The sequence below is a fragment of the Allobosea sp. 2RAB26 genome (assembly GCF_052115465.1).
Taxonomy (GTDB): Bacteria; Pseudomonadota; Alphaproteobacteria; order Rhizobiales; family Beijerinckiaceae; genus Allobosea.
The window spans coordinates 508,250-526,562 of the sequence record NZ_JBFRGS010000001.1 but is presented as its reverse complement, the minus strand read 5'-3'; the positions used below and the strand labels follow the sequence as shown (position 1 = coordinate 526,562).

Genomic DNA, 18,313 nt, shown 5'->3' with positions numbered 1-18,313 from the left:
GGGGAAAGTGCGGAGCCACCTTGGCCGTGGAGTTTTCGATCCCGGGACACCTACTAAGTAGGTGGGCGCCATATGTCTGGGTCCAGGGACCCAGTCAGGGACAGCTCCCGAGGAGATCGTATGGGCCCGGGAATACATACTCTCACGCACCGGGCAGCCCCGCCAGAACTATGTAGGACGCTCGCCGGCAAAGCGCCAGTGGCGAGTTGCAGCCGGCGCACAGGATGCTGGCTCACGCCGAGATGAACTCTCGCATGTCCCGGGTGAGCTGCTGCAACGTCGCCTCGAACGGCAGCAGGTCGGTGTCGATGATCAGGTCGCTGAAGGGACGTTCCGCATAACCTTCATGCAGCATGACGCGGATGCGCTCACGCTCCTCCTCGTCGAATGCGCGGCCGCGTGCCGCCGATGTGATACCCGCATAGGAGGCGCGCAGGCTGATGAAGAGCGGGCGAACGCCAGCATCCGTGAAATGACGCCTGTAGAAGATCCAGGTGCTGCACCCCAACGGATAGGCGATCACGACAACTGGCTGAACCGCGAGGATTGTCAGGCCAGTCCTGACCACGGATCGGCTCGTCTGCAGGATTGAGCCATACCAGGGCAGATCCGGATCCGAATGGTCGTCACCGTCGATGAAGCCGCCACCGAGCTCCGCGGCCAGCCCCTTGCCGAGTGTCGTCTTGCCGGCGCCGATCGGGCCGCTCAGGAAAATCGCATAGTGCTGCATCGCCGCTGTTTCACCCAGAGAACGCCCCGGGGCAATCGTCGGCCCCGCAGGGCTACTGCCAGGCCGCCCGCACCAGTCCGTGCTGGATCACGCCGTCGATCGGATCTGGATAAGCGATGCCGTGCCTCGAGGCTTCAGCCGACTGGGCTTGGGATCAGGCTGCGCGCCACGCTTTCGATACGCTCTGCCGCAGTGACCAGCGCTTCGGCGGCGCGCTCCTCGACCTCGCCCAGGCGCTGATCGGCAGAGCCGGCGTCGCCGCGCACAGCCGCGAGCATGTTCTCCAGCGTCGCGACGCGTTCCTTGAGCTCCGACACCTCGTCGGCAACCATCAGCGCGGCCATCACATGCAGACGCATGTCGCCGATCTCGCCAAAAGCCTGGCGCATTTCATCGATCTTGCCGTCATAGAGATTGGCGAGCCCTTCGAGATGGGCTTCCTCGCCGTCGCCGCAGGCCATGCGATAGGCCTTGCCCGCGATCGTGACATTCACCTGCGGCATCACGCCCTCCGTATTCAGTGCTCGCGCGCCTCGGCGCGGGCGATCACGTCACCCACCGCGCCCAACGCCTTCTCCAACCTGCGTTCGACGTCGCCCGCCGCGGTTTCGACCTGGCCGACGCGCGCGATCGCGCCATCGAGCTCCGCTGCGAGCCGGGCCCTGTCATCCTGCATCAAGGTCAGCTCGGTTTCGAGATTGGCCCGTCCGCGCTCCGCCTCGATGCGTCGGCGCGCAGCCGCCTCGAGTTGCGCGAGTGCGCTATCGAGTCGCGCAAGCGCATTGTCCAGCATCAGGCTCGCCACGGTCGTCTCCTCCCTTTCAGTTCGAAGCCGGCTCCATGATTCGCGAGCCTAAAGCAGGATATGAGCAAGTGGGAAACGCTTTCGGGCAGATATTCGCAGCTCTCAACTGTGATAGCAGCCCCCTGATGAATTGACTCCGGGAGAGCGGGCATCCTATCGAGCACCCGCACGAAAACGATGCCCCGAAAGCCTACCGGACCGTCGCCCTCATGCCCTTCCGGCATGGTTCGGACGCGGGACGCGCCCTTCCGCCCGCCGGAGCCAATGACACCATGACCACGATCGACCGCGCCCAGCACGACAAGCTCGCCAACGCCATTCGCGCCCTGGCAATGGATGGCGTCGAGCAGGCGAAGTCCGGCCACCCCGGCCTGCCGATGGGTGCAGCCGACGTCGCAACCGTGCTGTTTACCCGCGTCATGAACTATGACGCCGCCGATCCGCGCTGGCCGGATCGCGACCGCTTCATTCTCTCGGCCGGTCACGGCTCGATGCTGCTCTACGCCCTGCTCTATCTCACGGGCACGCCGGGCATGGAGCTCGACGACCTCAAGAAGTTCCGCCAGCTCGAGTCGAAGACCCCGGGGCATCCCGAGAACTTCATGACTGTCGGCGTCGAGACCACCACTGGCCCGCTCGGCCAGGGTCTCGCCACCGCAGTCGGCATGGCCATGGCCGAGCGCATGCTCGCCGCCGAGTTCGGCAAGAAGGTCGTCGACCACAAGACCTATGTCCTGGCCTCCGACGGCGACCTGATGGAAGGCATCAGCCAGGAAGCGATCGCGCTTGCCGGCCACCACAAGCTCAACAAGCTGATCGTGCTTTGGGACGATAACGGCATCTCGATCGATGGCCCGCTCTCGATCTCCGACTCGGTCGACCAGGTCGCGCGTTTCAAGGCCTGTGGCTGGCGCTCCGAACGCGTCGACGGCCATGACCCCGACGCGATCGAGGCCGCGATCCGCCGCGCCCAGAAGTCGAACAAGCCGACCATGATCGCCTGCAAGACCGTGATCGGCTTCGGCGCACCGAAAAAGGCCGGCACCTCCAAGGCTCATGGCGAGCCGCTCGGCGCCGAGGAACTCGCAGCCGCGAAGGCCAAGCTCGGCATCACCGGCGCGGCCTTCGAGATTGCCCCCGACATCCTCAAGAGCTGGCGCGCCTTCGGCTCTGCCGGCCACCTCGCCCACAAGGACTGGCTCGCCCGGTTCGAGGCGCTGTCGCCACGCAAGCGCGCCGAGTTCGAGCGCCGCCTCGCCCACACGATTCCGGGCAAGCTCGACAAGGTGATCGTCGCCCACAAGAAGGCCCTTGCCGCCAACCCGGTCACCGTCGCGACCCGCAAGGCCTCCGAACTCGCCCTCGACGTCATCGTGCCGGTGATGCCGGAGCTGGTTTCCGGCTCGGCCGACCTGACGCCATCGAACAACACCAAGGCGAAGGGGCTGGAAGACTTCACGCTCAAGACCCCGAAGGGGCGCTACATCCGTTACGGCATCCGCGAGCACGGCATGGCTGCCGCGATGAACGGCATCACCCTGCATGGCGGCTTCCGCACCGCCGGGGGCACCTTCCTGGTCTTCGCCGACTACGCCCGCCCCTCGATGCGTCTGGCGGCCCTGATGGGCCTGCCGGTCGTCTACGTCATGACCCATGACTCGATCGGCCTGGGCGAGGACGGCCCAACCCACCAGCCGGTCGAGCATCTCGCCTCGCTTCGCTCGATGCCGAACATGCGCGTGCTGCGCCCGGCCGACGCGATCGAGACGGCGGAAGCCTGGCAGATCGCTCTTGAGCGGACCGGAGGGCCGACCGTACTGGCGCTCTCGCGCCAGAATCTCGCGCAGCTCCGCACGGATGGCACCGCGACTAACCGTTCGGCCAAGGGCGCCTATGAGTTGCAGGCAGCCGAGGGCGGCAAGGCGCAGGTCTCGCTCTTCGCGTCCGGCTCGGAACTCGAGATCGCCGTTGCGGCCCGCAAGCTTCTGGCCGAGAAGGGCGTCCGCGCCCGCGTCGTCTCCGTGCCCTCGCTCGAACTGCTGCTCGCTCAGGACGAGGCGACGCAGAACCAGATCATCGGCGAGGCCCCGGTCAAGATCGCGATCGAGGCCGCCGTCCGCTTCGGCTGGGATGCGGTGATCGGCCATGACGGCATCTTCGTCGGCATGGCCTCCTTCGGCGCCAGCGGCCCCTATAAGGACGTCTACAAGCATTTCGGCATTACGCCCGACGCAGTGGTCGAAGCCGCATTGAAGCGGCATAACGGCTGAGTTTTACTCGGACACTTGCGTTTGGCCATGCTTTGGCCGATTTGCCCGCGTGAATAACGGCCAACCCGCCGTGAATCGGCGAAGGAGAGGATTGAGATGACGGTCAAGGTGGCGATCAACGGCTTCGGCCGCATCGGGCGCAATGTTCTGCGCGCGATCATTGAGTCGAAGCGCAAGGATATCGAGGTCGTGGCGATCAACGATCTCGGCCCGGTCGAGACCAACGCCCATCTCTTCCGCTTCGACTCCGTCCATGGCCGCTTCCCCGGTACCGTGACAGTCTCCGGCGACACGATCGATGTCGGCCGTGGACCGATCAAGGTCACGGCGATCCGCGATCCCAAGGACCTGCCGCACAAGGCGCTCGGCGTGGACATCGCGCTGGAATGCACCGGCATCTTCACGACCCGCGACAAGGCGGCCGCCCATCTCGCCGCCGGCGCCAAGCGCGTGCTGGTTTCGGCGCCCTGCGATGGCGCCGACCTGACCGTGGTTTTCGGCGTCAACAACAACGCCCTGGCCACGGACCATCTCGTCGTCTCGAACGCCTCCTGCACGACGAACTGCCTCGCGCCAGTCGTGCGCGTGCTGCAGGACGCGGTCGGCATCGACAAAGGCTTCATGACCACGATCCACGCCTATACCGGCGACCAGCCGACGCTCGATACGATGCACAAGGATCTCTATCGCGGCCGTGCTGCCGCGTTGTCGATGATCCCGACTTCGACCGGCGCCGCCAAGGCGATCGGCCTCGTCATTCCCGAGCTGAAGGGCCGTCTCGACGGGACCTCGATCCGCGTGCCGACCCCGAACGTCTCGGTCGTCGACTTCAAGTTCATCTCGAAGCGCAAGACCACGGTCGAGAAGATCAACGAAGCCATCATCAAGGCCTCGAAGCGCGGTCCGCTCAAGGGCATCCTCGCGGTCACCGACCAGCCGAACGTCTCGATCGACTTCAACCACGACCCGGCTTCGTCGACCTTCGCGCTCGACCAGACCAAGGTTTTGGACGACAAGTTCGTTCGCATCCTGGCTTGGTACGACAACGAGTGGGGCTTCTCGAACCGCATGAGCGACACTGCCGTCGCGATGGCGAAGCTCATCTGACGCAACGGCCGGCGGGACCCCGCGCGCTGCCGGGCCCCGCCTGACCCTTCTCGAACGAACGGAACGCGCATGACCAAGATCGAGCCGACCGTCGCCGCGCCGGCGAGCCTCTCCGAACCCTCCATCGCTGCGCCCGGCGCATCGGGAGCAACGGTGACGGCTCTCTCCGCAGCCAGCCGGACCGAAGAGGTGGCGCCGACCGCGGAGCCGCGCAAGCTCGACCAGCTCTCTCGCATCGAAGACAAGGCGGCGCGCATCGAGGAGAAGTTTGCCCGCTACGAGGCCGTCTTCACCCGAGCCGAAGCCTCGCTGGAGCGCAGTGCGGCCAAGGTCGAGACCGCGACCGGCGCCATGGACTTCGCGGGAATCCGCCAGGAGGTTGCGGCGCTGCGCGAACGCGTCGACGCGACTCCTCGTTCGGCGACCCTGTTCACGACCGCCCTCGTCACTGCCGTTCTCACCGTGCTGCTCACCATCCTGGTGCTGAAGTTCGGCGTGCCGGGCCTGTTTCCGGGACTTCTGCCACGATGAGCTTCCGCACGCTCGACGACGCCGATCTCGCCGGCAAGCGCGTGCTTGTCCGCGTCGACCTGAACGTGCCGATGGACGCCGGCAAGGTCACCGACACGACACGCATCGACCGTGTCCTGCCCACCATTCGCGAGATCTCGCAGAAAGGTGGCAAGGTCATCCTGCTCGCGCATTTCGGCCGGCCGAAGGGTCGCGATCCCAAGGATTCGCTGAAGCCGGTCGCCATGGCGCTTGCCCATCAGCTTGGCCAGCCGGTGATCTTCGTCGATGACTGCATCGGCGAGGACGCCGCCAAGGCCGTCGCCGCGGCCAAGAGTGGCGAAGTCCTGCTGCTGGAGAACACCCGCTTTCATGCGGGCGACGAGAAGAACGACGCCGCCTTCGTCCGGGCGCTCGCCGCCAATGGCGACATCTTCGTCAATGACGCCTTCTCCGCTGCCCACCGTGCCCATGCTTCGACCGAGGGCCTCGCCCATGTGCTGCCGGCCTATGCCGGTCGCACCATGCAGGCCGAGCTGGAAGCGCTGAGCGCCGGGCTCGACAATCCCGCCCGCCCGGTGATGGCGATCGTCGGCGGCGCCAAGGTCTCGACCAAGCTCGAGCTGCTCGGCAACCTGGTGAAGAAGGTCGACGTCCTCGCCATCGGCGGCGGCATGGCCAATACCTTTCTGGCCGCGCGCGGCGTCAATGTCGGCAAGTCCCTCTGCGAGCATGATCTCCTCGCTACCGCCCGCGAGATCGAGGAGAAGGCCAGGATTGCGGGCTGCGAGATCATGCTGCCGGTCGATGCGCTGGTCGCCCGTGAGTTCAAGGCCAACCCCGGACACCGCGTCGTGCCGATCACCGAGGTCGCTGCCGACGAGATGATCCTCGATGCTGGCCCGCTCAGCGTCGCCGAGGTCGTGCTCAAGCTCGACACCGTCAGGACGCTGGTGTGGAACGGCCCCTTCGGCGCCTTCGAGCTGCATCCTTTCGACACGGCGACGGTCACAGTCGCCAAGGCTGCGGCCGAGCGCGTCAAGGCCGGCTGGCTCGTGGCCGTCGCCGGCGGCGGCGACACCGTTGCAGCAATGAACCATGCTGGCGTCGCCGACGACCTGTCCTATGTCTCGACGGCGGGCGGCGCCTTCCTCGAGTGGATGGAAGGCAAGGTCCTGCCGGGCGTCGAGGCGTTGCGGGCGCGGTGAGCCGCAACGTCTTCATTTTCCTGTTCCATCTCGGCGTGGCGGGTCTGGCGGGCCTCTCGGTCCATGTGCTTGCCGACATCGTCGGTTGGCCGGGGCCGCGCTGGTTGCCGATCGCCATGGTTGCGCTTCTGGCTGCGGGCCCGGTGGATCACTGCGCCTCAATCATTCATAGGCGTATGTTCGGCTGAGCGTTCCTCGAACGCTTTTGTCAGAAAGCAGAGATCTGACACCGCTGGGCTGGCCATGATGACCAAGGCCGCACCGGCGATTCCTCCGAGTGGTCGCGCCGTGTTTAAGACGCGCGGCCACGAACTGCATTCACGCTGCGGCCGCTTTCGCTTTGCCATGACGGGTCATCCGCACTAAATCCTCCCCGAACGCTCTAAGCCCAAAGGGAGGACCATCGTGGCCCGCATCACGCTTCGCCAACTGCTCGACCATGCCGCCGAGAACGATTACGGCGTGCCCGCCTTCAACATCAACAACATGGAACAGGCACTGGCGATCATGGCCGCAGCGGACGCGACCGATGCGCCCGTCATCATCCAGGCCTCGCGCGGCGCCCGCTCCTACGCCAACGACATCATGCTCAAGCACATGATGGACGCCGTCACCGAGATCTATCCGCATATCCCCGTCTGCGTTCACCTAGACCACGGCAACGAGCCGGCGACCTGCATGACCGCGATCCAGGCCGGCTTCACCTCGGTGATGATGGACGGCTCGCTCAAGGCCGACGGCAAGACCCCGGGGGACTGGGACTACAATGTCGGTGTGACCAAGACGGTGACCGAGATGGCTCATCTCGGCGGCATCTCGGTCGAGGGCGAGCTCGGTGTGCTCGGCTCACTGGAAAGCGGCGAAGGCGAGAAGGAGGACGGCCATGGCTTCGAGGGCAAGCTCTCCCACGACCAGCTCCTGACCAATCCAGAGGAGGCCGTGAAATTCGTCGCCGAGACCAAGGTCGATGCGCTCGCCATCGCCATGGGCACCTCGCACGGCGCCTACAAGTTCACGCGCAAGCCCGACGGCGCGATCCTCGCCATGCATGTCATCGAGGAGATCCACAAGAAGCTGCCGAACATGCATCTCGTGATGCACGGCTCCTCCTCCGTGCCGCAGGACCTGCAGGACATCATCAACCAGTATGGCGGCAAGATGCCCCAGACCTGGGGCGTACCGGTCGAGGAGATCCAGCGCGGCATCAAGCACGGCGTGCGCAAGATCAACATCGACACCGACAATCGCATGGCCATGACTGGCCAGATCCGGAAGATCCTCTCCGAGCATCCCGGCGAATTCGACCCGCGCAAATATCTGAAGCCCGCCATGGAGGCGATGACCAAGCTCTGCACGCTGCGCCTGCAGGAGTTCAACACCGCCGGACAGGCCTCGAAGATCAAGCGCGTCGCCACCACCGCCGAGATGGCCAAGCGTTACGCCAAGGGCGAGCTCGACCCGACCTTTGCGGGCAGGGCCGCGTAAGTCACACCGCTCGGACGGACGGACGGATCGGCGCGGCGCGGCGCAGAGTCGCGACCCAGGCCTGAACCCACCGAACAGAAACGCCCGGCCTTTCGCCGGGCGTTTCACTTTGAAAAGGGAGCCGTGGCAGCTCCGCGACAGGCGCCGCGGACATGAGCCGGTTTCGTCCCTGCCCTTCCGGGCGCCGTGCTTTTCTGGTTCAAGGAAAGGCCCGTCTGGCCGCGCACTCCCTGCGCGGCTTACCTTACTGCCGCGGTAGTGCCCGATGTCGATCGTCTTTTCCGCGCTGGTCGCGGTCTTTGTCGGCTTTGCCGCCTCCGTCGCGGTCGTGCTTGCCGCGGCGCAAGCCATTGGGGCGACACAGGCACAGACGGTGTCCTGGATCGTCGGGCTCGCCATCGCCAAGGGGCTCGCCAGCATCTGGCTGTCCTGGCGCCATCGGATGCCGATCATTTGCGCCTGGTCGACACCCGGCGCCGCTCTGATCGCGGCCGCAAGCGGCTTTGATCTCGCAGCCGCGATCGGCGGTTTCCTCGCCGCTGCGGCGCTGATGATGCTGACCGCCACTTTCCGGCCGCTCGGCGCGCTGATCGAGCGGATTCCGATGACCATCGCCTCGGCCATGCTCGCCGGCGTCATCTTCCGCTTTGTCGTCGCCGTCTTCGACGAGATGAAGCTGCAACCCGCCCTTGTCCTGACGCTGCTCGCCGTCTTCCTGGTCGCGCGCCTGATCAACCCGTTTCTTGGCGTCATCGCCGCGCTCGCTGCCGGCCTGGCGCTGAGCTTTGGAACCGGACTCGCAACCCTGCCCGGCGGCGACATTGCGCTGACCGAACTCGTCCTGACCTGGCCGCGCTTCGACCTGACCGCGATCATCGGCATCGGCATCCCGCTCTATCTCGTCACCATGGCCGCGCAGAACCTGCCGGGCTTCGCCGTGCTGCGCGCCGCCGGCTATCATCCGCCGACTGCGCCCAGTCTGTTCGTCACCGGGCTGATGTCCTTCATCACGGCGCCGACCGGCGCGCATATGGTCAATCTCGCAGCGATCAGCGCCTCGATCTGCACGGGCGCCGACACTCATCCCGACCCCAAGCAACGCTGGAAGGCCGGCATCGCCTACGGCCTGTTCTGGCTAGGCATCGCCGCGACGGCCGGGCTGCTGCTCGCGCTCATCATCGCCATGCCCAAGGCGCTGATCGTCGCGGTCGCGGGGCTCGGCCTCATCGGCTCGCTGACAGGCGCGCTCGGCCAGTCCATGGCCAAGGATTCCGAGCGCTTCGCCGCCGTCATCACCTTCGCCGTTGCGGCGTCGAGCCTCTCGCTTTTCGGTGTCGGCTCCGCCTTCTGGAGTCTGGTCGCCGGGCTTGCGGTCTTGACATTGGACGCTCTCGCAGGCCGTTTGCGCGCAAGATCATGACCATGACAACCTCACAGACCCGCCTCATGCTCGTCACTCCGCCCGTCGCGGATGCCGAGGCCATGTCATTCCGCCTGATGCAGGCCTTCGCCGGCGGCGACGTCGCCGCCGTGCTGCTCCGCCTCACCGAGGGCGACGACCGCAGCCGGATCGAGCGCGTCAAGCGCATCGCCGGGCCCGTTCAGTCGAACAGCGTTGCGCTCGTCGTCGAAGGTTCCGCGCTGATTGCGACACGCGGTGGCGCCGATGGCGTGCACCTGGTCGACGGCCCGGAGGCGATCCGCGAGGCTCGCTCCAGCCTGCGCGACGAACGCATCATCGGCGCCGGCGGCCTGCGCGCGCGCCACGACGCCATGGATGTCGGCGAGGCTGGCGTCGACTACGTGATGTTCGGCGAACCGCGGCCTGACGGCTCGATGCCGCCTTTGCCGGCGGTCGTCGAGCGCGCCACCTGGTGGGCGGAGATCTTCGAGACGCCATGCGTCGCCTATGCGCCTGACGCGGCATCCGTGCCGGCACTTGTCGAAACCGGCGCCGAATTCATCGCGCTCGGCGAATGGGCCTTTGGCGAAGATCAGGACATCCGCGCCCTTGTCGAGGCCGCCAATGCAGCGATTGCCGCCTGCGCAACCCGGAAGGCCGGCCGGTGAGACGCCTTCGGCGCAACCTGCTGCTCGTCGGGCTGGCGCTCGCGCCGGCCGGGCTTGCGTCGGCCGCCGATATCGACCTTGCCTATGGCGCCCTTCAGGCTGGCCATTATCGCAGGGCTCAGGAGGAGGCGCTGAAGCGCGTCGAGGCCGATAACACTGACGCTGCTGCCATGACACTGCTCGGCGAAATCTATCGCCAGGGTCTCGGCGTCCCGGAGAACACCACGGCCGCCACCGAATGGTACGAGCGCGCAGCCGAGCGTGGCGACATCAACGCCGTCTATGCGCTCGCAATCGCGTTGCTCGACCAGCGCAGCAGCAAGCGCGACCCCGCCAAGGCCGGCCAGCTGCTGGAACGTGCCGCCGCAGCCGGGCATCCGGCCGCCAACTACAACCTGGCCCTGGCGCTGCTCGCGACAGGCCAGGAGGCCGACGACAAGCGGGCTATTGCCGCTCTCGAAATCGCCGCGAAAGCCGATATCGGCGATGCCGAACACGCACTGGGCGTGCTCTACAAGCAGGGCCGCGGCGTGCCGCAGGACAATGCGAAGGCCGCCGAATGGATGGCGAAGGCGGCACAGAGCGGCAATGTCGCGGGCGAGATCGAATATGCGATCATGCTGTTCAATGGCGAGGGCGTCGCCACCGACGAAACAGCTGCCGCCAGGCTCTTCCTGCGCGCCGCCTACAAGGGCAATGCGATAGCGCAGAACCGCATCGCCCGTCTCTATCTGGCTGGCCGCGGCATCGCTCCCGACAGTGCCGAGGCCGCTGCCTGGCATCTCGCCGCCAGGGCCCAGGGCCTCGACGATCCCATGCTCGACCAGTTGCTTGATCGCATGACACCTGAGCAGATGAACCGGATCGCACGCGTCGCCGCCGACCGGATCGAGGGCACGGCCTTGACTACGCCGAGCCAGCCGAGCAAGTGACGGCAGAATTTCCAGGCCGGAGCGATGGCGCTGCCGGCCTTCTCGCGTTCAAGGCGCGCATGAGGTTTTAGATGATCCGCTCTCCCCTGATGACCGTGATGACCGACGCCGTGATGAAGGCGTCCCGTTCGCTGAAGCGCGACTTCGGCGAAATCGAGAACCTGCAGGTGCTCGCCAAGGGCCCGGGTGATTTCGTCTCGAAGGCCGACCACAAGGCCGAGAGCATCCTGCGCGAATCGCTGGAGAAGGCCAGGCCAGGCTACGGCTTCGTCATGGAGGAGAGCGGCGTCGTCCACGGCACCGACGAGAGCAACCGCTGGCATATCGACCCGCTCGACGGCACCCATAACTTCCTGCGCGGCATTCCGCATTGGAACATCTCGGTGGCGCTGGAGCGCGACAACCAGTTCGTCGCGGGCATCGTCTATGATGCAGCCAAGGACGAGCTCTTCATCGCCGAGAAGGGCAAGGGCGCCTATGTCAACAACCGCCGGATGCGCGTCTCCGGCCGCCGTGAGCCGACCGACATGCTGATCGGCATGGGCGTGCCGCATATCGGCAAGGGCGGCCACCCGCTCTTTCTGCGCGAGCTCGGCGCCGTCATGACGCGCTTTGCCAATGTCCGCCGCATGGGCTCCGCTGCGCTCGACATCGCCTATGTCGCGGCCGGCCGGATGGACGCTTACTGGGAACGCGGCCTCAACACCTGGGATTTCGCGGCGGGCGCCGTGATGATCCGCGAGGCTGGCGGCACCTTCGGCACCCTCGATGGCAAGCAGCCGACCAGCGCCAAGGATATCATCTGCGGCAACGAAGTCGGTGAACAAGCGCTTCGCGCCGCGCTCAAGACGGCTGGCTGACATACAGCTTTGATCTTTCACGCTTGATCATGGCGCAGCGGGAGGCGACAGTCTGCCTCCAGCGTTGCGGCCGTGGACAGGGGTGACCGGATTCGGGTCCACCCCGCTTACGGCCTGATGGTTGATGAGAGACGCCAACTCGGGATCACCCGGGAGTGGCAGGCTCCAGGCGAACGGAAGACGAGGCATGGACAGAGAGGTCCCAGCGGCCGAGATGGGCACGGTCGCGACGACACGGGAAACCACCCGCTTTTCGCGGCCGCTGCGCTACGCGATCCGCGCAATCCTGTTCCTTGCCCTGATCGGATTCCTGGGCTTCATCCTCCAGGGTGGCCTCGTCACGGCCTTCATGACCAATCCCGGTCTCAACGGGCTCATCCTCGGCGCGCTCCTGGTCGGAGCGCTGATCGCACTGCGTGAGCTCTGGCGCGTCAACAGCGAAGCGGCCGCTGCGACCCGCCTCGCCGCAGCGCCCGGGCTCGCCGATGTCGAGCGCGGCCAGGTCATTGCCCCGCTCGGTCCGGTGCTGCCGGCCCTCGACGCCGGGACCCTCGCCCCTACTCAAGCGGCCTCCGTACTCGAATCGATTGCGGTCAGGCTCGACGACGGTCGTGAGGTCCTGCGCTATCTCGCAGGCCTGCTCGTCTTCCTCGGCCTGCTCGGCACCTTCTGGGGCCTCCTTGAAACCGTGAGCTCGGTCGGAAACGTCATCAAGAGCCTGCGCACCGGCGCGGAAGCCGGCGTGCTCTTCGACGAACTCAAGGCCGGCCTCGCCGCACCACTTGCCGGCATGGGCCTCTCCTTTTCGTCTTCGCTCTTCGGCATCGCGGGCTCGCTGATCCTCGGCTTTCTGGAACTGCAGGTCGGCCAGGCGCAGCGCCGCTTCCGCAACGAACTCGAGAGCTGGCTCGGCTCGCGCAGCCGCGAGGCGGCCTCGGCCGTCGCGGCCCCCGGCTTCGCCCCCGAGATCGGCCGCAATCTCGGCGACAAGCTCGACCGGCTCAGTGCAGCGCTGGCCGACGGCCCCAATAACCGCGCCGCCACTCAGGCCATCTCGAACCTTGCCGAAGGCGTGCAGGGGCTGGTTCAGCATATGCGCGCCGAACAGCAGCTGATCCGCGATTGGGTCGAGGCGCAGGCTGCCCGCGAGAAGGATCTGAAGCGCCTGATCGAGCGGCTGACCGCAAACGGCGTCTCCGAGCCATGATCCGCTCGTCGGGCTCATTGACGAAGGCCTACGCGAAGCCGAAGGAGGCCTGAGGCCATGGCTTTGTCCCGCACCTACCGCCGTGAGCAGCTGAATTTCTGGCCCGGCTTCGTCGATGCCCTCTCGACGATGCTGATCGGCATCGTCTTCCTGCTATCGGTCTTCGTGCTCGGCCAGTTCTTTCTGTCGCAGGAACTGACCGGCAAGGACACCGCGCTGGAACGGCTGAATCGCCAGATCTCAGAGCTGTCCGACCTGCTTGCGCTGGAGCGCGTCTCCAACCGGCAGGCCCAGGAGAACCTGCTCCTGATGCAATCGACCCTGACGCGCGAACAGAGCGAGCGCGGCCGTTTGCAGGGTGCGCTTGAAGCGCAGGCGACGAACGGACCAACCCAGCTTGCCGACACCCAGAAGGCGCTCGACGCGGAGAAGCAGCTCTCGGCGAGAGCCCAGGCGACGGTCGAGCAGGTCAACATGCAGATCCAGGCCATGCGCCGGCAACTCGCTGCGCTAGAGCAGGCCATCGAGGCTTCCGAAGCCAAGGACAAGGAATCGCAGGCCCGTATTGCCGATCTCGGCTCGCGCCTGAATGTCGCCCTCGCCCAGCGCGTGCAGGAACTGGCGCGCTATCGTTCCGACTTCTTCGGCCGTCTCAGGCAGGTGCTCGGAGCACGTCCCGACATCCGCGTCGTCGGGGACCGTTTCGTCTTCCAGTCAGAGGTGTTCTTCGATGCCGGCCAAGCCGTGCTGAAGCCTGAAGGAAAGGCCGAACTCGACAAGCTCGCAACCATCCTGACCGATCTCGGCCATGAGATGCCACCCGATATCCCGTGGATCCTGCGCGTCGACGGCCACACCGACGCGCGCCCGATCCGCTCCGCACAGTTCCCGTCCAACTGGAGCCTGTCGACGGCGCGTGCGGTCGCGGTTGTCGAGTATCTGATCACACGCGGCCTCCCCGCCGATCGCATCGCTGCAACCGGGTTCGGCGAGTTCCAACCCCTCGATCTCGCCAGCAACGACGAAGCCTATCGCCGCAATCGCAGGATCGAGTTCAAGATCACGGAGCGGTAGGGTAAAGCCGCTCCTGCGGCCTCCCCAACCCGCATCGCGCCCATCCAGCCAAGCGCCTTGACCGGAAGGGCATGCGAGACGCTGGCGCCAATCCTAAAACGCCAGCTTCGAACGCTGCTGGCCGGTCTCGTCGAAATTATCCGGGCTGAGCCAGGCCTCGTAGCCGGCCTTCAGGCGCGGCCAGTCGCCATCGACCATCGCGAACCAGGCCGTATCGCGGTTTCGCCCCTTGGTGACCATGTGCTGGCGGAACACGCCCTCCGGCGTGAAGCCGAAGCGCTGCGCGGCGCGCTTCGAGGGCTCGTTGAGGTTATTGCACTTCCACTCGAAACGGCGATAGCCGAGCGTGTCGAATGCATGGCTGGCAAAGAGATAGAGCGCCTCGGTCGCGACGCGGCCGCGAGCGATCGCGGGTCCCCACAGGATGTTGCCGATCTCGATCACACCATGTGCAGGCTCGATCCGCATCAGCGCCTGGCGTCCCTCGGCCCGACCGGTCCTCTTGTCGATCACGGCAAAGAACAGCGGATCGGGCGAGGCTGACGCCTTCTCGAGCCAGGGACCGAAGGCTGCCAGATCGGCCGGCGCTTCCTCGAACAGATAGCGGAAGCGGTCCTCCGCGCCTGGTTGCTGGGCTGAGGCGAAGAGATCCTTGCCGTGCCGCGCAGCCTCCAGCGGCTCGAGCCGAGTGTATCGCCCATCCAGCGCTACGCGTTCCGGACGCGGCACGCCCTTCCAATGTGAGAGATCCATGATGCGTTCCTGATGTCGAACCGGATTGAAGACCGGAACCGGCGACAGTTGCCGGGATTTCCGGTAGGACATAAACTGCCACTTCATGGATTTTCATCAGACCACTTTGGACGTCGCGACAACACCTCCGCATCCGGTGTGGTCTCCGCTCGATCGGGCCGCGGGCGATCTAGAAGGACAGGTCTACCGCGCGGTACGGGACCGCATCCTGCAGGGCCGATTGCTTGCAGGTCAGCGCCTGCTGTCGACGCGCGTCTTGGCCAACGCTCTTGGTGTCGCCCGCTCGACGGTCGTCCTGGCCTATGACCGGCTCAAGGCGGAAGGATATCTTGAGGCCGCGTCCGGATCGGCCAGTCGCGTTGCCCCCGTTGCGAAGCTGCCCTCGCCGGGACCGGATCGCGCCGAGCCGACCACTCCATGGCCGAGCGCCGAACCGCCCGCCCAGAAACTCTTCGAGCCCGGCATCCCGGACCTGGCCGGTTTTCCGCACGCAACCTGGGCGCGATGCCTGGGCGCCCGAGCCCGCTCGCTGCGGATTCACGATCTCGGCTACGGCGACGCCGGTGGCATCCGCGAGTTGCAGGAAGCGATCATCGCTCATGTCGCCGACCGGCGCGGGGTTGTCGCGCGGCCTGAGCAGGTCCTCGTCCTTCCCTCGACCAGGGCGGCGATCGGCCTGCTCGCGTCCATCCGGCTCCAACCCGCCGCAAGCGATGCCAGCATCGCCTGGATGGAAGAGCCTGGATACCCGGCGACACGGGCCTTGCTGCAGGCGGCCGGAGCACGCATCGTCCCGGTCCCCTGCGACAGCGCAGGGATCGATGTCAGCAAGGCCTCCGGCCCGCCGGCGCGGCTGATCTATGTCACGCCCTCGCATCAATACCCCACCGGCGCAACGATGAGCCTGCAACGACGACTGGCCTTGCTGGAGGTCGCACAGGCCAGTGGAGCTCTGATCATCGAGGACGACTACGACAGCGAATTCCAATACGCATCCCGCCCGATCGCGGCGCTGCAGGGCATCGATCGGAACAATGTCGTCGCCTATCTCGGCACGTTCTCGAAGGTTCTGGCACCGGGGATAAGGGTCGCCTATGCGATCGTTCCGCCCTGGCTGCTGGAAGACGCCCATGTCGGCCTGCAACTCCGTGGCGCGGTTGTACCGATCCATGTTCAGGCGGCGCTTGCCGATTTCATCCGAGAGGGGCGGCTGCGCGCCTATATTCGCAAGATGAACGCTGCCTATGCCGCGCGCATGGCCATGAGCATGGCGGCCCTGAGCCATCATTGCGGTCAGGTTCTGCACCTCGGCGGCGGTACAGGTGGCCTCCAGCTGGCCGCATGGTTCAAGGATCAGCGTGTCGATGATCGCGCCACGGCTCACCACCTCAGCCAGCACGGCTATGCAATGCAGCCCATGTCGCGCTTCCATCTTGGTCCGCCCCGGGCCGGGCTCGTCTTCGGCATCTCGCGCGTGACCGCCGACACGGTCGAGGAGGTTGTGGCGAAACTCGGTCGGTTGCTCCCGGCGTAACCGCGGGACCGTTCAGGCGGCGGCGCGCCGGATGACATCGGGCCCCGAACCGTGGCTCGCCTGCCTGTCGTGATAGAAGGCGATGAACTCCTTGGCGGGGAGCGGCTTTGCAAAGAACCAGCCTTGGCCAAAATGCACGCCGTGATCGAGCAGGTAATCGAACTGCTCGCGGGTCTCGACGCCTTCTGCGACGATGAACAGGTTCAGCGTCTTGGCCATGTCGATGATGTGAGAGGTCACCGAACTGGTCGCCGTGTTCCGGCCGATCGTGTCGATGAAGGATTTGTCGATCTTGAGGGCGTCCAGCGGCAGGCCCTGCAGATATTGCAGGCTCGAATAGCCCGTCCCGAAATCGTCGATCGCCACGGAATGACCAAGCTTTCGGGCCTGAATGATCGTCTCCCGCGCCGGATTGATATCGATGAAGCCGCGCTCGGTCGCCTCGAGCCAGATCTGCTGCGGCCTTATGCCCGTCGGCGCGAGCGCGGTCTGGATGAACGACAGAATCCGCCCGGTCTTGATATCGTCCGCACAGAGATTGACCGCGATGTGCAAGGACCGGTCGGTCACCAGCAGCGCCTTCATATCGAGGATCACCACGTCGATGATCTGATCGGTGATCGGCATGATCAGCCCGCTTTCTTCCGCAAGCGGAACAAAGAGATCCGGCTGCACCAGGGAGCCATCGGGGCGCCGCCAACGCACGAGGGCCTCGGCACCGACGCAGATGCCGGTCTCGAGCTCGATGATCGGCTGATAATGCACGATGAATTCGCGGTTGCGCACCGCGATCGTCAACTCCCCCAACGGAGACAGGCGCTTTCGGGACAGCCAGATGATGATGCCGACGATGAAGGCCGCGATGAAGGCCCCGACCGGCAGAAGCAGCATTCGTTCCCGCCGGAGGGGCCTCAACAGGCTCTCGCGCGACTGGGCCGCCACTGCGACCCACCCTTGAGCGCGGGCTGCTGCAAAGATGTTGTGATCATCCATGCCCGTGCGCGGATTGGCGAGCAGCTCGCGCAGCACCCCGGGATCTGGATCGTTCAGGGCACCGATCAGCACGCCCGGTTCGTTGCCGACGGCGATCTTGATGCCGGGGTCGACGATCACGTCAACCAGGCGCACCGGGTCGATCAGGACATTGTAGTCCCCGTGGTGCAGCGCCATCCTGGCATCGCCGCCGCTCACCATCGGCATCATCCTGACGATGACCTCGATGCCGTCTGCCGTCACGTAGTCGCCGGGAGAGTGGGCAATCCTGTCAGCCGTCTGACCCCAGGATGTACATTTCAGGATTCCGTCGCGAAAATACCCGACCTCGTCGATCGAGCGGTTGTTGATCGCGAGCCTGCGCATCGCGGCAATATGCTCCTCGGTGCAAGGCTCAAACGGAGTGCCGGCGATGGTCCGGAGGGCCTCGCTCGCCCCGGCGAAGGCCGTCTCCGCGCGCACGATCACCCGCTTGGCAAACAGCTCCAGCCGGGCCTGCTCGGCGCGGACGGCAAGCGTCCAGGAAATATGGAGCATCACGGCGATCGGAAGGACTGCGCCGACCAGGGCTAGCACTGACGCGACAAGGATGATGTGAAAACGCTTCACGCTTGCGCCTTCGCGAATGGCGTGCACCCCATCAACGAGCGGAGCGTACGGGTTCCGGAACTGCTGCGCAATTTGCGTCACAGACGGAGCCGATGTCTTGTCGAACTGCAGGAATAGTGAATCGGCGCCCTGCAGGAATGACAAGGGCGTTACAATTCCCTGACGC

General features: G+C 65.8%; 18 protein-coding genes and 1 other RNA gene. 13 read left to right on the top strand and 6 right to left on the bottom strand.

Annotated features, from left to right (window positions below):
• Nucleotides 1-8: 8 nt before the first annotated feature.
• The 4 genes from ssrS to AB4118_RS02385 all read right to left on the bottom strand — a co-directional run bounded on the left by ssrS (nucleotide 9) and on the right by AB4118_RS02385 (nucleotide 1,535).
• Nucleotides 9-163, bottom strand: a non-coding RNA gene (ssrS, locus tag AB4118_RS02400) — 6S RNA.
• Between the two features lie 69 nt (nucleotides 164-232).
• Nucleotides 233-730 (bottom strand): hypothetical protein, encoded by a 498-nt coding sequence (locus tag AB4118_RS02395; protein ID WP_441488207.1) that lies wholly within the window; start codon nucleotides 728-730, stop codon nucleotides 233-235.
• A 134-nt stretch (nucleotides 731-864) separates the two neighbouring features.
• The gene (locus AB4118_RS02390; protein WP_069879404.1) at nucleotides 865-1,233 is read right to left on the bottom strand and encodes a cell division protein ZapA; all 369 of its coding nucleotides are present in this window, start codon (nucleotides 1,231-1,233) and stop codon (nucleotides 865-867) included.
• Between the two features lie 14 nt (nucleotides 1,234-1,247).
• Complete coding sequence (locus AB4118_RS02385; RefSeq protein WP_371331978.1) at nucleotides 1,248-1,535, bottom strand: DUF4164 family protein; 288 nt, start codon at nucleotides 1,533-1,535, stop codon at nucleotides 1,248-1,250.
• A 272-nt stretch (nucleotides 1,536-1,807) separates the two neighbouring features.
• Here AB4118_RS02385 and tkt point away from each other — a divergent pair, with 272 nt between their 5' ends.
• The 12 genes from tkt (at nucleotide 1,808) to AB4118_RS02325 (ending at nucleotide 14,258) form a co-directional block, all read left to right on the top strand.
• On the top strand, nucleotides 1,808-3,805 hold the full coding sequence (gene tkt / locus AB4118_RS02380; RefSeq protein WP_441488206.1) for a transketolase: 1,998 nt from the start codon (nucleotides 1,808-1,810) through the stop codon (nucleotides 3,803-3,805).
• A gap of 96 nt (nucleotides 3,806-3,901) precedes the next feature.
• Nucleotides 3,902-4,912 carry a type I glyceraldehyde-3-phosphate dehydrogenase gene (gene gap / locus AB4118_RS02375; RefSeq protein WP_441488205.1) on the top strand — a complete coding sequence of 337 codons (1,011 nt, stop codon included), beginning with the start codon at nucleotides 3,902-3,904 and terminating at the stop codon, nucleotides 4,910-4,912.
• A 69-nt stretch (nucleotides 4,913-4,981) separates the two neighbouring features.
• Complete coding sequence (locus AB4118_RS02370) at nucleotides 4,982-5,443, top strand: hypothetical protein (RefSeq protein ID WP_441488204.1); 462 nt, start codon at nucleotides 4,982-4,984, stop codon at nucleotides 5,441-5,443.
• A complete protein-coding gene (locus tag AB4118_RS02365; protein ID WP_441488203.1) occupies nucleotides 5,440-6,630 on the top strand; it encodes a phosphoglycerate kinase in 1,191 nt (396 codons plus the stop codon). Before AB4118_RS02370 ends, AB4118_RS02365 begins: the two co-directional genes overlap by 4 nt.
• A complete protein-coding gene (locus tag AB4118_RS02360) occupies nucleotides 6,627-6,818 on the top strand; it encodes a hypothetical protein (protein WP_441488202.1) in 192 nt (63 codons plus the stop codon). The genes AB4118_RS02365 and AB4118_RS02360 overlap by 4 nt, the downstream gene beginning before the upstream one ends.
• 217 nt (nucleotides 6,819-7,035) lie before the next feature.
• Entirely contained in the window at nucleotides 7,036-8,115 is a 1,080-nt protein-coding gene (gene fba, locus AB4118_RS02355; RefSeq protein WP_441488201.1) for a class II fructose-bisphosphate aldolase, read from the top strand.
• Between the two features lie 265 nt (nucleotides 8,116-8,380).
• Entirely contained in the window at nucleotides 8,381-9,535 is a 1,155-nt protein-coding gene (locus AB4118_RS02350; RefSeq protein ID WP_441488200.1) for a benzoate/H(+) symporter BenE family transporter, read from the top strand.
• Nucleotides 9,536-9,537: 2 nt separating this feature from the next.
• Nucleotides 9,538-10,185 carry a thiamine phosphate synthase gene (locus tag AB4118_RS02345; protein WP_441488199.1) on the top strand — a complete coding sequence of 216 codons (648 nt, stop codon included), beginning with the start codon at nucleotides 9,538-9,540 and terminating at the stop codon, nucleotides 10,183-10,185.
• A complete protein-coding gene (locus AB4118_RS02340) occupies nucleotides 10,182-11,117 on the top strand; it encodes a tetratricopeptide repeat protein (protein ID WP_441488198.1) in 936 nt (311 codons plus the stop codon). Before AB4118_RS02345 ends, AB4118_RS02340 begins: the two co-directional genes overlap by 4 nt.
• 71 nt (nucleotides 11,118-11,188) lie before the next feature.
• Nucleotides 11,189-11,977, top strand: coding sequence for an inositol monophosphatase family protein (locus tag AB4118_RS02335; protein ID WP_043238440.1), 789 nt, complete (start codon nucleotides 11,189-11,191; stop codon nucleotides 11,975-11,977).
• Between the two features lie 214 nt (nucleotides 11,978-12,191).
• Nucleotides 12,192-13,184, top strand: coding sequence for a flagellar motor protein MotA (locus AB4118_RS02330; RefSeq protein WP_441488349.1), 993 nt, complete (start codon nucleotides 12,192-12,194; stop codon nucleotides 13,182-13,184).
• Between the two features lie 57 nt (nucleotides 13,185-13,241).
• On the top strand, nucleotides 13,242-14,258 hold the full coding sequence (locus tag AB4118_RS02325) for a peptidoglycan -binding protein (protein WP_441488197.1): 1,017 nt from the start codon (nucleotides 13,242-13,244) through the stop codon (nucleotides 14,256-14,258).
• Between the two features lie 93 nt (nucleotides 14,259-14,351).
• Here AB4118_RS02325 and AB4118_RS02320 read toward each other — a convergent pair whose 3' ends face one another.
• Nucleotides 14,352-15,014 carry a GNAT family N-acetyltransferase gene (locus tag AB4118_RS02320; RefSeq protein WP_441488348.1) on the bottom strand — a complete coding sequence of 221 codons (663 nt, stop codon included), beginning with the start codon at nucleotides 15,012-15,014 and terminating at the stop codon, nucleotides 14,352-14,354.
• A gap of 82 nt (nucleotides 15,015-15,096) precedes the next feature.
• Between AB4118_RS02320 and pdxR the strand changes: the two genes are divergently transcribed.
• On the top strand, nucleotides 15,097-16,545 hold the full coding sequence (gene pdxR, locus AB4118_RS02315; RefSeq protein ID WP_441488196.1) for a MocR-like pyridoxine biosynthesis transcription factor PdxR: 1,449 nt from the start codon (nucleotides 15,097-15,099) through the stop codon (nucleotides 16,543-16,545).
• 12 nt (nucleotides 16,546-16,557) lie between these two features.
• Here pdxR and AB4118_RS02310 read toward each other — a convergent pair whose 3' ends face one another.
• On the bottom strand, nucleotides 16,558-18,147 hold the full coding sequence (locus AB4118_RS02310; RefSeq protein ID WP_441488195.1) for an EAL domain-containing protein: 1,590 nt from the start codon (nucleotides 18,145-18,147) through the stop codon (nucleotides 16,558-16,560).
• Nucleotides 18,148-18,313 lie beyond the last annotated feature (166 nt).

Excerpts from the sequence above, each read along its gene's own strand:
- AB4118_RS02395 (WP_441488207.1), bottom strand. The coding sequence starts at position 730 with ATGCAGCACTATGCGATTTTCCTGAGCGGCCCGATCGGCGCCGGCAAG.
- AB4118_RS02390 (WP_069879404.1), bottom strand. The coding sequence starts at position 1,233 with ATGCCGCAGGTGAATGTCACGATCGCGGGCAAGGCCTATCGCATGGCC.
- tkt (WP_441488206.1), top strand. The coding sequence starts at position 1,808 with ATGACCACGATCGACCGCGCCCAGCACGACAAGCTCGCCAACGCCATT.
- gap (WP_441488205.1), top strand. The coding sequence starts at position 3,902 with ATGACGGTCAAGGTGGCGATCAACGGCTTCGGCCGCATCGGGCGCAAT.
- AB4118_RS02370 (WP_441488204.1), top strand. The coding sequence starts at position 4,982 with ATGACCAAGATCGAGCCGACCGTCGCCGCGCCGGCGAGCCTCTCCGAA.
- AB4118_RS02365 (WP_441488203.1), top strand. The coding sequence starts at position 5,440 with ATGAGCTTCCGCACGCTCGACGACGCCGATCTCGCCGGCAAGCGCGTG.
- AB4118_RS02350 (WP_441488200.1), top strand. The coding sequence starts at position 8,381 with ATGTCGATCGTCTTTTCCGCGCTGGTCGCGGTCTTTGTCGGCTTTGCC.
- AB4118_RS02345 (WP_441488199.1), top strand. The coding sequence starts at position 9,538 with ATGACAACCTCACAGACCCGCCTCATGCTCGTCACTCCGCCCGTCGCG.
- AB4118_RS02335 (WP_043238440.1), top strand. The coding sequence starts at position 11,189 with ATGATCCGCTCTCCCCTGATGACCGTGATGACCGACGCCGTGATGAAG.
- AB4118_RS02330 (WP_441488349.1), top strand. The coding sequence starts at position 12,192 with ATGGGCACGGTCGCGACGACACGGGAAACCACCCGCTTTTCGCGGCCG.
- AB4118_RS02325 (WP_441488197.1), top strand. The coding sequence starts at position 13,242 with ATGGCTTTGTCCCGCACCTACCGCCGTGAGCAGCTGAATTTCTGGCCC.
- pdxR (WP_441488196.1), top strand. The coding sequence starts at position 15,097 with ATGGATTTTCATCAGACCACTTTGGACGTCGCGACAACACCTCCGCAT.